The following is a 12,982-nucleotide window of genomic DNA, read 5'->3' on the forward strand; positions in this document are numbered from 1 at the left end:
GGTCCGCCCATGATTCGAGATTACCGACCTGACGGCCATCGTGTATCAGGGCAATCCCGGATAACGGTGTACGACTTTCGGTCGCCGCTTACTCGTCGAGGCCCTGCTCGATCGCGTATCGGGTGAGCTCGACGCGGTTGGCCAGCTGCAGCTTGCGCAGCGTCGCCTGGACGTGGTTTTCCACGGTCCGATGGCTCAGTCCGAGTCGCGACGCGATCTGCTTGGCGGACAACCCCTTTGCGACCATCCGCAGCACCTCGGTCTCCCGATCGGTCAGCGCCGGGCGGTGCGGCTCGTCGGGCTCGGCCGGCGCGGTGGCCATGCGCCGGTATTCACCGAGGACCAGACCTGCCAGACCGGGTGTGAACACCGGCTGTCCCGCCGCGGTCGCGTGCACCGCCTCGATCAGCTCCGCCACCGATGCGCTCTTCACGAGGTAACCCGAAGCCCCCGCCTTGATCGCGTCGAGCACGTCGTCGCGTTCGGCCGACGCCGAGAGCACGAGCACCCGGCTGTCCGGCGAGACGCGCAGTACCTCAGCGGTCGCCTGCGCGCCGTTCCCGTCGGGCAGCTGCATGTCCATCAGCACCACCGCGGGCCGCACCGCCGCCGCCCGCCTGGTCGCCGAGCCGACCCCGTCCGCGGTGGCAGCGACGTGGAAGCCTGCCTCGGTGAGATCGCGCGAGACGCCGTCGCGCCACATCGGGTGGTCGTCCACCACCATCACCGAAACGCCCTCGGCCGCAACATTATCGGTCACTGCACACCTCCTGGATCGATCGCAACGGTGTCATGTTCGCGGCACCCGGAATTCCCACTCGGTGCCGAAGCCGACCCCGCCGTCGCTCTCCGTGAGCAGGTCGGCGGTCCCGCCGAGCGCCTCGATCCGTCCGATGATGGACCGCGAAACCCCTAGCCGCCCTTCGGCTTCGGCCTCCGCAAGCCGACCGGGCGGAATGCCGACCCCGTCGTCACGCACGCTGATCACCAACTCTTCCCCCGTGTCTTCCAGCAACACATAGGCTTTCGCTTCGGGACCGGCGTGCAACGCGACATTGGACAGCGCCGTCGCTACGGCCGCCGCGATCTCCGCACCCGCCCACCGTCCGATCAGCACCGGATTACCCGGCGTCGACACGAATATCGACGGCGTCGCGTGCACGGTGAGCAGCGGCCGCAGGTCGACGTCGGCTCCACCGGAATCGTCGCGAACGGCGGTTTCGGTGATCAGCACCCGCAGCGCCACTTCCTGTTCCGCGGCACGCTGGGCCAATTCCTCGGTGGGCCCGCCGATCTCGTTGCCGCGCCGCTTGATGTAACTGAGCACCTGCAGCACGCCGTCGTGCACCTCGCGCGAAAGTCGTTCCCGCTCTTCGGTGGCCGCGGTCAGCCGAACCGCGCGTTCCAGCTGGTCCTGGGCGCGCCGCGCGGTGTTGGCCGCCAAACCCAGTGCCAGGCCGACGGAGACGAGCACCGGCACCGTCGCATCGGTCCACACGTCCTGCCCCCACTGATCGCGCACCGTCAGCGCGACCGACGCGATCAACGCGCCGGACAGCACCCCCGCGAACGGCCCGCGCAGAATCGCCGCCCCGATCACCGCGTTCGTGGCCCACAGCGTGGTCGGCAGCGTCTGATGTCCGTGATACCAGTCGTAGTCGGCGACCAGCCGGGTCGCGGCCATCAGCGCGATCACCACTACATGGTCACCGAACACCACCCAGACGCGCACCTGACGCACGTCGGGAAACTGCCAGTGCGACAACATGATCGCCGACGCACCGGACCACACCGCCATCAAGGCGATGAGCACCCAGCTCAGCCGCTGATTCTGGTAGTAGGGCGCCGAAGCGACCTGCTGCAGCACCGCATACAGCAACGTCACCAACCGCAACGCCTGCGCGGCCCGCCACAGCGGCGTGGTCGCCACATCGGACGAGCGCGGCTCAGCCCCTCCCATCAGCCCCTCCCCTCGGGCTCAGCCCTTCGGCGCGCTGTCATCGGCCTCCGGCTCGGCGATCCGGACGCCGCGCGTCTCTTCCTTCGCCAGCGTCGCCGCCACATCGAACCGACCGGGCTCCGGATCGTCCGGTTCGACCTCGCCGGTCTGTAGTTCCTCGAAGATCTCCTCCGGACTGTCCGCGAGCAACGACCGGATGGCCGTATTCATCACCGCGACGAACGGCACCGCGAGCAGACCACCCGCGATCCCGCCGAGCACCACACCCGCGGTGATCGCCAGCACCACCGCCAGCGGATGGATGCTCACCGCCCGCCCGAGCAGCAGCGGTTGCAGCACATGCCCTTCCAGCTGCATCACCGCGATGATGATGCCGAGCACGATCAGCGAGGTGATCAACCCCTTGGTCACCAGCGCGATGAACACCGCGACGAACCCGGCGACGAACGCGCCGATGATCGGGATGAACGCGCCGATGAAGACCAGCGAGGCCAGCGGAAGGGCCAGCGGCACACCGAGAATGCCGAGCCCGGTGCCGATGCCGATGGCGTCCACCGCCGCGACGGCCACGGTGGCGCGCACGAAGCCGACCAGCGTGCCGAACCCGAGTTGCCCGGCGGTGCGGACCTTCTCGCGCTGCTCGGTCGGCACGATCCGGGTGACGAAACGCCAGATCTGATCGCCGCCGTAGAGGAAGAAGATGAGGATGAACAGGGTCAGGAAGGTGCCGGTGAGCAGCTCGGCGATGACCGTCGCGGTGGTAAGCGCGCCGCTGGTCAGCCGGTCCTGATTGGACTGGATCGTCTTGATGATCTGGTCGCCCACATTGCGGATCTGATCGTTGCTCAGATGCGGCGGGCCGGTGATCAGCCAATCCTGGATCTTGTGAATGCTGTTGGTGAATTCGTCGGACAGCTGCGGCACGCCGGCGATGAACTGCTCGACGACGAAGGTCATCACCCCCGCGACCAGTCCGAGTGATCCGACCAATGCGACGAACACGCCGACCGAGCGCGGCACCCCTAGTCGTTGCAGCCAGTCGACCAGCGGCGCCAGCAACGCGGCCGCGAGCAACGCGATGGCGAGCGGAATGATCACCGTCGCCAGCTTCTGCACGATCGCGGCCAACGCGAGCACCACCGCGAACAGGATCAGCAGCCGCCAGCCCCACTCGGCCGATACCCGAACAATCGGGTGCACCGAGTCCGCGGCAGGCCGAGTCAGGGTTGCTTTCCGCTTCGAGCTTGGCTTGGGGTCAGTCACCTGGCCGAGCATAACGAGCAAAGCGGACAGTTGTCCGTCCTCGGCCCGCGCCGGGCCGGTCGAATTCCAGGGGGCTGAACAGCGCCGCGGGGAAGCTCACATGATCGAAACGCTAGATTGTTGGTTGTGTCAGCGCCCTTGGAAGCGGTCAAACAGACCATGCGAACGCGCTGGCCGCTGTACCTGACATCGATGCTGCTGGCCAACGCCTTCGGCGCGGTGCTGGTCTGGGCCTTCATCCAGTACGGGCTGCCGGTCCCCGAGGGCGCGCACGACGGCGCGCGCAGCACCGGCCTGCTCATTCCGGCCCTGGTCTTCCTGACCGGCGGCCTGCTCAGCATGGCCGCGTCCGCGCTGATGCTGCGCCCGGTGATGCGCTGGCAGATGCGCGGCGGACCACCGAGCCGCCAAGAACAGATGGCCGCACTGCATGCCCCGCTGCGGCAGGCCATCCTGCATCTGGCGCTCTGGCTGATCGGCGGCGCAATCCTGGCGTTGCTGATCATCACCGACGAGCCCAAGCTGGCGGGCGCGGTCATCGTCACGCTGTGCATGGCCGCCACCATCGTGTTCGGCTTCACCTACATGCTCGGCGAACGCATCCTGCGTCCGGTCGCCGCGGCGGCGCTGACGGCGGGCACGTTCGACCACACCCTGACGCCGGGTGTCGGCACCCGGATGGCAATGACCTGGGGCATGGGCACTTTCGCCCCCACCATCGCCATCGTGCTGCTGTGTATCACCCAGATCTCCTCGGACGTGAAGTTCTCCGCCCAGTCGCTGGCCATCTCCATCCTGCTGCTCTGCGGCGTGGTGATCCTGCAGGCGCTGGCGCTGTCCATGCTCACCGGCTCCAGCATCTCCGACCCGGTGCGCCAGCTCAGCCAGGCCATCGACCGGGTGCAGGAGGGCTCGCGCGACGTCCAAGTCGAGGTCTTCGACGGCAGCGAGATCGGCCTGCTGCAGGTCGGCTTCAACCGGATGATGGAAGAGGCGGCCAAGCGCAGGCAGCTCCAGGAACTGTTCGGTCAGCACGTCGGCGAGGAGGTCGCGCAGCGCGCCCTCGACTACGGCACCGAACTCGGTGGTGAGACCCGGTTCGTCGCCGTGCTGTTCGTCGACATGGTCGGTTCCACCGCGACCGCCGCCGAGCGCCCGCCGACCGAGGTGGTGAGCCTGCTCAACGAGTTCTTCCGGATCGTGGTCGACGTCATCGACCGGCACAACGGCTTCGTCAACAAGTTCGTCGGCGACGCGGCACTGGCCATCTTCGGCGCGCCGCTGGACCGGCCGGACGCGCCGACCGCCGCGCTGGCCGCGGCCCGCGAACTACGCGAGGTGCTCCGCGAAGTGCCCGGACTCGATATCGGTATCGGCGTATCGGCGGGTCTCGCCGTGGCCGGAAATATCGGTGCCGCAAATCGTTTCGAATACACGGTGATCGGCGATCCGGTCAACGAGGCATCCCGGCTGACCGAACTCGCCAAAGACCAGCCGGGCCGCACCTTGGCCTCCGGCAGCGCATTGTATTTCGCCGATGAAAGCGAGCAGGACAAGTGGGAAACCGGCGACGAGGTACAACTGCGCGGACGGCGCCGAAAAACACTGCTCGCCTACCCCAGAGAAGGCACGGACGCGCCGGACGATGCAGACAGCGAAACGGTGCGTTCGTTAGGCTGACCGGGTGACGGCCAATGGGGAAACGGCAGGAGAACCTGCGCCTCGCGGCGTGATCGTCAGGCCCGAAGGCGGTAGCGAAGCGTGACCACGCAGGGCCAAGGGAATGCCGCCAATGAAACACCGCCCACGACCGAGAGACGCCGTGGCAAATTCTGGTGGGTCAAATGGGTGCTCGGCGTCGCCCTGCTGGCATTACTGATCGCCGAAGGTATCTATCTGTGGCCGCGCCTGCACGAATCGTGGCGCAAACTGAGCGACATTCACTGGGGGTGGGTCGCCGCCTGTATTTGGCTACAGGCATTGTCGATGAGCGGATTCGGGCGGGTGCAGAAACAACTGCTCAACGCCGGGGGTGTGGCAGTAAGTCAGCGGAAATCCGTCGCGGTGGTGTACGGCGCCACCGCCATGTCCGTCACATTGCCCGCGGGCCAGGTGTTTTCCACCGCCTTCACCTATCGACAGACCCGCCGCTTCGGTGCGAGTCCGATCGTCGCGTCCTGGCAGCTGGTGTTCTCCGGTGTGGTCGCCGCGGCGGGTCTCGCACTGCTAGGTGTCGGCGGCACGCTGCTGTCCGGCGGGACCATCGGGCCGTTCAAGTTGATCCTGTCGCTGGCCGCGGTCGTCGCCGTGGTGTGGGTCGGCAACTACGTGTCGCGCAATCCGGGATCGCTGGAGGCGCTGCTGCGCAAGGCGCTCAGCCTGGTCAACCGACTACGCAAGCGCCCGGCCGACCAGGGCGCGGGCAAGATCGGCGACGTACTCGCGCAACTGGAGTCGGTGGATCTCGGCAAGCGCGACGGCGCCCTGGTCGCGCTGTGGGCGTTGGTGCACCGGTTCGCCGACGTCGCCTGCCTCGGCGCCGCGTGCTACGCCGTGGGCGCCGACCCTCGGCTGGCCGGGCTGCTGCTGGCGTTCGCCATCGGTAAAGCGGTCGGCTCGATTCCGTTCGCGCCGGGCGGGATCGTCTACGTCGACGCGACGCTCATCTACGGCCTCACCGCGGCCGCCGGGCTGCCCGCCGCACAGGCGGTCGCCGCCGCGTTCGTCTACCGGCTGGTGAGCTTCATCCTGGTCGCGATCGTCGGCTGGATCGTGTTCCTGTTCCTGTTCCGCACACCTCAGGACGACGACGCCGAGTTCGAGAAGGAATTCTCCCAGCGCCGCTTCTGAACCGGGAACACGCAGCCCCGCAGGCGCTTCACAATTGCCTCGACCCACCCCACTACGCTGGCGCGCGTGAAGAAACTGGTGCCGTTGGTGGTAGATGCGCTGCTGGTGATCCTGTTCTGTGCGATCGGCAGGCGCAGTCACGACGAAGCCGTGGTCACCGGACTACTTCGCACGCTGTGGCCGTTCGCGATCGGCCTGGCGATCGGCTGGACCGTGGCGGTAGCCGCGGCGAGCCGGGTGTTCGGCGATGCCGGGCGGGACGCGCGGTTCGACGGAACCGCGCTGTGGCCCACCGGAATTCTGGTCTGGCTCGGCACCCTCTGCGGCGGCATGCTGCTGCGCGCGGTGAGCGGTCAGGGCACCGCGTTCAGCTTCATCCTGGTCGCGGCCGTGGTACTGGCGCTGTTCCTGCTCGGCTGGCGCGCGGCCATCACAGCGTTGAAGTAAGACCGGGCTGACTTAAGTCTCCGGCGCGGCCAGCGATTGCAGCATCCGCACCGCCATCCGCGCGGTGGCGTCGCCGCTGTCCACGTCGTTGATGTGGATGGCGAAGGCCAGGTCGCCCATGATCGCGATCAGCCAGCCGTCCCGTCCCGCGGTCGCGCTGTAGCCGTTGACATCCCGGTACCCGCGCAGGCTCGCGAGGTCGGGAGCATTGGTCGAATCACGCAGCATGGTGTGCAACCGGTCGGCGACCTCCGGCGACAGCGGGGCGAGCTGTGCGTCGGTGGTGCTCGGCCGGGCGACCTCGATCAGCGGCGCGGGCACCTCGCCGCGCGCGATCGCGGCGGCGGCGATCGCCATCCCGAATGGGCTGGCCAGCACCGCATCCGAGCCGCCGCCCTGCCGAACCTGCTCGGCGCTGCGGCCAGCGACGGCCAGCCGTCCGGTCACCTCGTCGAGTCCGGGGACCTTGAAATCGATGCCGACGCCGAGCGCCGTCGCGGCCTCAGCCGCCTCCTGCACCGGAATCTCGTGCGGTGCCTTGCCTTTGGCGACGGCCGCGATATTGCGGAACAGCTCGATATTGCCGCCGACCGGATAGAGTCCGGTGAAGGCGACCGGTCCGTGCTCACTGGCTTGAGTGTTCTGCGCGACCGCGACCACCGCGCCGCTGGACGGCTGGATGGCCACGATCGAGGCGGGTGTCGCCGCGCTGACGACCGCGTCCTCGGCGGCCCGCTGCAGGCGCTGGTCCATGGTGCCCGCGATATCCGGGCCCGGCGGGCCCTGCACACCGGCGAGCTGGCCGACGAAGCGACCGTCCTGTTCGAAAACCTGCACACCCCAGCCGGAGTGCTGCTCCTGGCTTTCCTGCTGCACCTTCTTCAGCGCGTCGAGCATGGGCGACCAGACCCGGCGGTCGGCGGAGATGAGCCGAGGCTGCTTCTCCATGACCACGCCGGGGATCGGCGCCATGTCCTTCTCCAGGATCGCGAAGTCGGGCTCGCGCAGGTTCACCGCGACCACCGGCTTGCCCTGCGAGGTGGCCACCTGCTGCATCAGCGACGGCCCGGTGATCAGCGGCGCGACCGGCTCGATGGCCTTGGCCAGCGCGTTGGTCGAGCCGACCGGGTCGGGCATCTTCGCGGGGTCGAGCTTGATCACGTTGATGATCTGTTCGGTCATCAGCGGCTGGCCCGCGATGTCGTTGACCCGCGGGGCCGGCGTCGGCTCGGTGCGCACCAGACGCACGGTGCGATTGTGGTCGAGCTGCGGCATGACGATCGCCGGGTCCCAGGAGATGCGCCAGCCGATGGCCAGCTTGCGCACGTTGCCCTGCAGGCTGTAAGTCCAGTTTTTGCCGTCGCCGAAGGACCAGTCGGCGTCCATGCTGAAGATCGCCGCTTCGGAATCGAGGCCGATGTATTGCGTCTTCTTGTAGTCCGCCTTGCCCGGCTGCAGCCCAGCAAACATTTGCTTCAGCGTTGCCGAAGCCGCAGAAGGGTACGACGTGAGCTCCGAAGCCTTGACGTAGTCCTGCTTGTCCAGCAGCTCGGTGAAGCGCTCGACAACCGCCTCCGCCTCGTTCTCACCCTCGTGTACGCCGCACGATCCCATCGCGATCGCGAGCGCCGCCACCCCCGCGAGTGCCATAGCGCCCCGGACGCGAAAGCGGCGGGATCCCCAGACATCCATGTCGCCCACTCTTCACTCTTGTCACTCCAGTAACAAGACCACCGTACCTGAAAAAGACCTGTCCGCGGCGCCTACGCCGCAAGAACGTTACCCATGCTCAGCATCTCAATTGTGCCCGAAATCTCCCGTCTCGGGGGACCGATCATGATCGTTGTCCAGTGCTACGGCGACAACCGGCGCCGCTACCGTACCGGGGCCCCACGCAAAGTTGTGCACTTACTGCCTTACTCGGCGTTTCGGATCAATGAGTACCCAGAGCGAGCGTCTACGAACCGCAAATCACCCCCGTTAACCAGCGGCGAACTCTGTTCGCACAGAGCGGAACCATTGGCGCAGATTGCGACGTAATCTTGTAATCACTGTAAGTAACACTGAAGAGTAAGTAGGTGATCCCCTCATGAGACACGAACACCGGGGACGGGGCTTCGGACGACCGGGCGGCTGGCAGCAGGCCGACCTACCGGATCCCGCAGACGCGCCGGACTGGTTCGCGGGCAGGTTGCCCGAGGACTGGTTCGCGGGCCCTCCTGTTATCGAGATCGACCGGGACGAGATCGTCGTGGTCGGCGAGCTGCCGCTCACCCAGCCCGAGAAGACCCCTGCGGAAGGCGACGCCGACGCGTCGACCGAGGAAGTTCCACAGGCAACGAAAGAGGGCGCCGTCTCGCGCTTCCGCGAGTCCACCCGCCCGGCCCGCATGCAGATCGCCGACGAGGCACAGCGCCGCTACGGGCGCAGCGTCGCGTGGGGAGTGTCGGTAGGCGGCGAGCGGGTCATGTTCACCCACTTGGCGGTTCCGGTGATGACCCGGCTGCGGCAGCCCGAACGCAAGGTGCTCGACACCCTGGTCGACTCGGGCGTGGCGCGCTCGCGAGCCGACGCGCTGGCCTGGACGGTGAAACTGGCAGGCAAGCACGCGGAATCCTGGCTGGAGGAACTGCGCGGCGCCATGCGCAAAGTGGACGACCTGCGCTCGGAAGGACCGCAGGGACTCTAGGTACTGTTGCGGGCATGTCCGCATCCGGTCCGATCCTGGTTCTCAACGGCCCGAACCTGAACATGCTCGGCACTCGTCAGCCGGAGGTTTACGGGTCGGCGACGCTCGACGATGTCGTCGAGCTCTGCAGGCAGACCGCGCAACGCTACGGCCGCGAGGTCGTCGCCTTCCAGTCCAATTCCGAAGGCGCGCTGATCGACCGGATCCATCAGGCGCGCGGCGTCGAATCGGGCATCGTGATCAATCCCGGCGGGCTCACCCACACCTCGGTGGCCCTGCGGGACGCGCTGGTGATCCCGGAACTCCCCATCGTGGAGGTGCACATCAGCAATGTGCACGCCCGTGAGGAGTTCCGGCATCACTCCTATATCTCTCCGATCGCGACCGCGGTGGTCGCCGGGATGGGAATCCAGGGATACGCGGCCGCGATCGAATTCCTGGTTCGCTCAGCCTGATTGCGCGGCCGCTCGCGTTCAGTTGATCTGGAAGACCGGGAATCCCGGTGCGATGGCGGCCAATTCCGCGTCGGTCGCGTCCTTGGTGACGCCCTCGAAGAACTTGCCGACCTCCCAGCCCCACTTCTGCAGGTAGAGCCGCAGCAGCGGGACCTTGTCCGCGTCGGCGATCTCGGTGGCGGTGAATTCCTCGACTTTGCGGCCGAGGCGCAGCTCGCCGCCGCCGGACACGCGCAGGTTGCGCACCCACTGAGTGTGTCCACGCGGGGCGACCAGGAAGCGGGCGCCGTCCGCACGAGCCATCAGGTTCACCATCGTCGTGCGCCACTCCCCGCTCTTGCGGCCGCGGACCGCGAGCAGCCGCGAACCCATGACGCTGATACCGAGCCTGGGCAGCCAGTTGAAGATCCGGTTCATGATCGGGTCCAGGCCGGCCGGGCCGATGTAGCGGGTGCTGTGGTCCATGATGCAACTCCTTAGTGAGCACTGCTCTCTGTTGCGATAAGTGTTCCACTTTGGCGAACACAAAGTCAAGAGCACTGCTCTCTTTTTCTGTTTCTGCCGCTCAACAGGAGTGTTCGCGGTCTATCCACAGGTCTCACAGGGAGTGGGAACCCTGTGGATCGAATGAAACGAGTGCGCGCTGGCGCGCGGTGGATCGGAACGCACCCGACAATGTGGGGATGACGCGCGAGGTCGTAGGCCGGGTAGTGCTCGCCCCGGACAAGTTCAAGGGGTCGCTGACCGCACCGCGGGTGGCGGCGGCTCTTGCCGCGGGCATCGCACGGGTCGCGCCCGAGGTGGAGATTCGGCAGGTGCCGGTCGCCGACGGCGGCGACGGGACCGTCGACGCGTTCGTGGCGGCCGGGTGGACCCGGGTCGAGTTGATCGCGCCCGGTCCGACGGGCGCGTCCGACACCACGTCCTATGCGACGCACGACGCGACAGCCGTGATCGAGTTGGCCGCGGTCGTCGGAATCGAGAAACTACCTGGGGGCCAACCGGATCCGCTCGACGCGAGCACGTTCGGTCTCGGTGTCGTCATCGCGCACGCCCTCGACCACGGCGCCACCGACATCGTCATCGGACTCGGCGGCAGCGCCTCCACCGACGGCGGCGCGGGCATGGTGCAGGCACTCGGTGCCCGGATTCGCGATGCCGATGGCCGCGAATTAGCCAGTGGTGGTGCGGCTTTGGCTCGTGCCACGCAGCTGGACCGCGCCGCCCTGCACCCCGGAATCGCCACCGCTACTTTCACATTGGCCTGCGACGTCGACAATCCACTGCTCGGTTCAACAGGCGCCGCCGCGGTCTACGCACCCCAGAAAGGTGCTGACACAGCGGATCTCGAAACTCTGGAGTCCGCACTCACCAACTGGGCACGACTCGCGGGACCCGACTTCGCGAACGAGCCCGGCGCCGGTGCCGCGGGCGGAACAGGTTTCGGCGCACTCGCCATCCTCGGCGCGCAGGTGCGCAGCGGCATCGAGGTAATCCTCGAGCTCCTCGACTTCCCCGCGCTACTCGCCGGCGCCGACCTCGTCATCACCGGCGAAGGTTCCCTCGATACCCAGAGCCTGCACGGCAAGGCCCCGATCGGTGTCTGCGAGACCGCACGCAAGGCAGGCATCCCCGTCATCGCAGTCGTCGGCCGCACACTCCTTGCCGCCCAAGAGATCCGAGCAGCGGGCTTCACCACCTGCTACGCCCTCACCGACCTGGAACCGGACCCGGCCCGCTCGATCGCCAACGCGAGCCCACTCTTGGAACAAATCGGCGCACAGCTAGCAGAGCAACACCTGCGACGTTAAGTCACTGTGACGCAACCAATTACAGAGCCGCAGCGGCGGTATCCCTAACTCGCCGAGGCGAGGAGGTTTCCGATGACTTCGTTGCGATGCTTGTCGCCCCACTCTTCGAGCGGACGCAGGGCTACCGCCAGTTCTTGGCCGAGCGGGGTGAGGGAGTACTCGACGCGGGGCGGGACCTCGGGATAGACCTCGCGATGCACGACGCCGCTCGCCTCGAGTTGGCGCAGGTTTTCCGCGAGCACCTTCTCGCTGACGCCGGTCAGCAGGCGGCGGATCTCGCCGAACCGTTGCGGGTCGGCGCTGAGCGCCCACATCAGGTGCAGCTTCCATTTGCCGCCGACGACATCGATCGCCACGGACATGCCACACACGTCGTGATCCGCGTCACTGCCCATGCCCACCGCACTCCTTCTGACCGCATTTCGAACCTCTAGGTAAGCAACCCCACCTGAACGTTCGGTCTTCCCGACTCTAGCTGCGGGAACGAGTATTGATTCCGGCGCCGACGCGGCGTGAGCGACGGGCCCGGAGGCGGCAGCTTGCGTAACCACGCAGGGCCCCGCGAACGCCGCCCATCAGATACAGCATCCGATCGAGAACCGAAGGGACACACAATGTCCGAACAGACCAGCCCCCGCTCCGTCTCCGTCGTCGGCCTCGGGCCGATGGGTCAGGCGATGGTCCGGGCCTTCCTGGACGCCGGCGTCGAGGTGACCGCGTGGAATCGCAGCACCGACAAGGTCGACGCGATGGTCGAACTCGGCGCCAAGCGCGCCGGGACGGTCGCCGAGGCACTGGACGCCAACGAAGTGACGGTGCTGAGCCTCACCCATTACGCCGCGATGTACGACGTGCTCGGCCAGGCAACCGACCACCTGGCGGGCAAGGTGATCGCGAATCTGTCCTCCGATTCGCCGGAGAAGGCGCGCACGGGTGCCGAGTGGGTCCGCTCGCACGGCGCGCAGTTCATTTCCGGCGGCGTCATGTCGGCGGGTGACAACATCGTTCATCCCGCGTCGTACATCTTCTGCAGCGGTCCGCGCGAGGTCTTCGACGCGCACGCCGAGCTGCTGCGGCCGCTGAGCCCGCAGGAGTACCTCGGCGCGGATGACGGTCTCGCCCAGGTCTTCTACCAGGCGCTGCTGACCATCTTCCATCCGTGGCTCCTCGCGTTCGACCAGGCCACCGCGATGATCGATCGCTCCGGCCACAGCATCGCCCAGTTCGTTCCGTTCGCCGTCCGGTCCGCCGCCGCGTTCCCCTACTTCATGGAGGAGTTCTCGGTCGCCAACCAGAACGGCGGCTGGGCCACCGTGGCCAGCCTGAAGATGATGGATGCGGGCGCGCAGCACATCATCGACGCCAGCGAGGAGGTCGGTGTGGACGCGACGTTCTCGCACACCGCGCAGTCGTTCTGGCGCAAGGCCGTTGCCGCCAGCGAGGAGAAGGGCGAAGCGGTCTCGACCTACGCGCTGCTGCACGGCGGTCAGGCCTAGTTCGCTCGTAG

Annotated in this window: 13 protein-coding genes; 7 read left to right on the forward strand and 6 right to left on the reverse strand. The window is 67.2% G+C overall.

Features of this window, described 5'->3' with window-relative positions; all coding sequences use genetic code 11:
* Window positions 1-88: 88 nt before the first annotated feature.
* The 3 genes from ACQPW1_RS47430 to ACQPW1_RS47440 form a co-directional block, all read right to left on the reverse strand.
* On the reverse strand, window positions 89-724 hold the full coding sequence (locus tag ACQPW1_RS47430; RefSeq protein ID WP_433665552.1) for a response regulator: 636 nt from the start codon (window positions 722-724) through the stop codon (window positions 89-91).
* Window positions 725-790: 66 nt separating this feature from the next.
* On the reverse strand, window positions 791-1,960 hold the full coding sequence (macS, locus tag ACQPW1_RS47435; RefSeq protein WP_433660478.1) for a MacS family sensor histidine kinase: 1,170 nt from the start codon (window positions 1,958-1,960) through the stop codon (window positions 791-793).
* Between the two features lie 18 nt (window positions 1,961-1,978).
* Complete coding sequence (locus tag ACQPW1_RS47440; RefSeq protein WP_433660479.1) at window positions 1,979-3,223, reverse strand: AI-2E family transporter; 1,245 nt, start codon at window positions 3,221-3,223, stop codon at window positions 1,979-1,981.
* A gap of 159 nt (window positions 3,224-3,382) precedes the next feature.
* On the opposite strand from ACQPW1_RS47440, the gene ACQPW1_RS47445 reads away from it, so the two are divergent.
* From ACQPW1_RS47445 to ACQPW1_RS47455, 3 genes are all read left to right on the forward strand, one after another.
* A complete protein-coding gene (locus tag ACQPW1_RS47445; RefSeq protein ID WP_433665553.1) occupies window positions 3,383-4,903 on the forward strand; it encodes an adenylate/guanylate cyclase domain-containing protein in 1,521 nt (506 codons plus the stop codon).
* Between the two features lie 81 nt (window positions 4,904-4,984).
* A complete protein-coding gene (locus ACQPW1_RS47450) occupies window positions 4,985-6,073 on the forward strand; it encodes a lysylphosphatidylglycerol synthase transmembrane domain-containing protein (protein ID WP_433660480.1) in 1,089 nt (362 codons plus the stop codon).
* A gap of 66 nt (window positions 6,074-6,139) precedes the next feature.
* A complete protein-coding gene (locus ACQPW1_RS47455) occupies window positions 6,140-6,520 on the forward strand; it encodes a DUF3054 domain-containing protein (protein WP_433660481.1) in 381 nt (126 codons plus the stop codon).
* Between the two features lie 12 nt (window positions 6,521-6,532).
* Here the strand turns inward: ACQPW1_RS47455 and ACQPW1_RS47460 are convergent, their stop codons facing one another.
* Window positions 6,533-8,212 (reverse strand): NTF2-like N-terminal transpeptidase domain-containing protein, encoded by a 1,680-nt coding sequence (locus ACQPW1_RS47460; RefSeq protein ID WP_433660482.1) that lies wholly within the window; start codon window positions 8,210-8,212, stop codon window positions 6,533-6,535.
* A gap of 397 nt (window positions 8,213-8,609) precedes the next feature.
* Between ACQPW1_RS47460 and ACQPW1_RS47465 the strand changes: the two genes are divergently transcribed.
* Window positions 8,610-9,209, forward strand: a complete 600-nt coding sequence (locus ACQPW1_RS47465; RefSeq protein ID WP_433660483.1) for a hypothetical protein — start codon at window positions 8,610-8,612, stop codon at window positions 9,207-9,209.
* Between the two features lie 14 nt (window positions 9,210-9,223).
* Window positions 9,224-9,664 (forward strand): type II 3-dehydroquinate dehydratase, encoded by a 441-nt coding sequence (gene aroQ, locus ACQPW1_RS47470; RefSeq protein WP_433660484.1) that lies wholly within the window; start codon window positions 9,224-9,226, stop codon window positions 9,662-9,664.
* 18 nt (window positions 9,665-9,682) lie between these two features.
* Here the strand turns inward: aroQ and ACQPW1_RS47475 are convergent, their stop codons facing one another.
* Window positions 9,683-10,129: a nitroreductase/quinone reductase family protein gene (locus ACQPW1_RS47475; protein ID WP_433660485.1), complete on the reverse strand. Its 447-nt coding sequence runs from the start codon at window positions 10,127-10,129 to the stop codon at window positions 9,683-9,685.
* Window positions 10,130-10,347: 218 nt separating this feature from the next.
* Between ACQPW1_RS47475 and ACQPW1_RS47480 the strand changes: the two genes are divergently transcribed.
* Window positions 10,348-11,475, forward strand: coding sequence for a glycerate kinase (locus tag ACQPW1_RS47480; RefSeq protein WP_433660486.1), 1,128 nt, complete (start codon window positions 10,348-10,350; stop codon window positions 11,473-11,475).
* A 44-nt stretch (window positions 11,476-11,519) separates the two neighbouring features.
* Here the strand turns inward: ACQPW1_RS47480 and ACQPW1_RS47485 are convergent, their stop codons facing one another.
* Window positions 11,520-11,870 carry a winged helix-turn-helix transcriptional regulator gene (locus ACQPW1_RS47485; protein ID WP_433660487.1) on the reverse strand — a complete coding sequence of 117 codons (351 nt, stop codon included), beginning with the start codon at window positions 11,868-11,870 and terminating at the stop codon, window positions 11,520-11,522.
* Between the two features lie 219 nt (window positions 11,871-12,089).
* On the opposite strand from ACQPW1_RS47485, the gene ACQPW1_RS47490 reads away from it, so the two are divergent.
* Window positions 12,090-12,971, forward strand: a complete 882-nt coding sequence (locus tag ACQPW1_RS47490; protein ID WP_433660488.1) for an NAD(P)-dependent oxidoreductase — start codon at window positions 12,090-12,092, stop codon at window positions 12,969-12,971.
* The last annotated feature ends 11 nt before the right edge of the window (window positions 12,972-12,982 follow it).

The sequence above is a fragment of the Nocardia sp. CA-128927 genome (assembly GCF_050955855.1).
Taxonomy (GTDB): Bacteria; Actinomycetota; Actinomycetes; order Mycobacteriales; family Mycobacteriaceae; genus Nocardia.

What these genes read in the sequence shown, in the direction of transcription:
- ACQPW1_RS47480 (WP_433660486.1), top strand. Translation starts at nt 10,348, where the DNA reads ATGACGCGCGAGGTCGTAGGCCGGGTAGTGCTCGCCCCGGACAAGTTC.
- ACQPW1_RS47490 (WP_433660488.1), top strand. Translation starts at nt 12,090, where the DNA reads ATGTCCGAACAGACCAGCCCCCGCTCCGTCTCCGTCGTCGGCCTCGGG.
- ACQPW1_RS47485 (WP_433660487.1), bottom strand. Translation starts at nt 11,870, where the DNA reads ATGGGCAGTGACGCGGATCACGACGTGTGTGGCATGTCCGTGGCGATC.
- macS (WP_433660478.1), bottom strand. Translation starts at nt 1,960, where the DNA reads ATGGGAGGGGCTGAGCCGCGCTCGTCCGATGTGGCGACCACGCCGCTG.
- ACQPW1_RS47460 (WP_433660482.1), bottom strand. Translation starts at nt 8,212, where the DNA reads ATGGATGTCTGGGGATCCCGCCGCTTTCGCGTCCGGGGCGCTATGGCA.
- ACQPW1_RS47475 (WP_433660485.1), bottom strand. Translation starts at nt 10,129, where the DNA reads ATGGACCACAGCACCCGCTACATCGGCCCGGCCGGCCTGGACCCGATC.
- ACQPW1_RS47445 (WP_433665553.1), top strand. Translation starts at nt 3,383, where the DNA reads ATGCGAACGCGCTGGCCGCTGTACCTGACATCGATGCTGCTGGCCAAC.
- ACQPW1_RS47430 (WP_433665552.1), bottom strand. Translation starts at nt 724, where the DNA reads ATGGTGGTGGACGACCACCCGATGTGGCGCGACGGCGTCTCGCGCGAT.
- ACQPW1_RS47465 (WP_433660483.1), top strand. Translation starts at nt 8,610, where the DNA reads ATGAGACACGAACACCGGGGACGGGGCTTCGGACGACCGGGCGGCTGG.
- aroQ (WP_433660484.1), top strand. Translation starts at nt 9,224, where the DNA reads ATGTCCGCATCCGGTCCGATCCTGGTTCTCAACGGCCCGAACCTGAAC.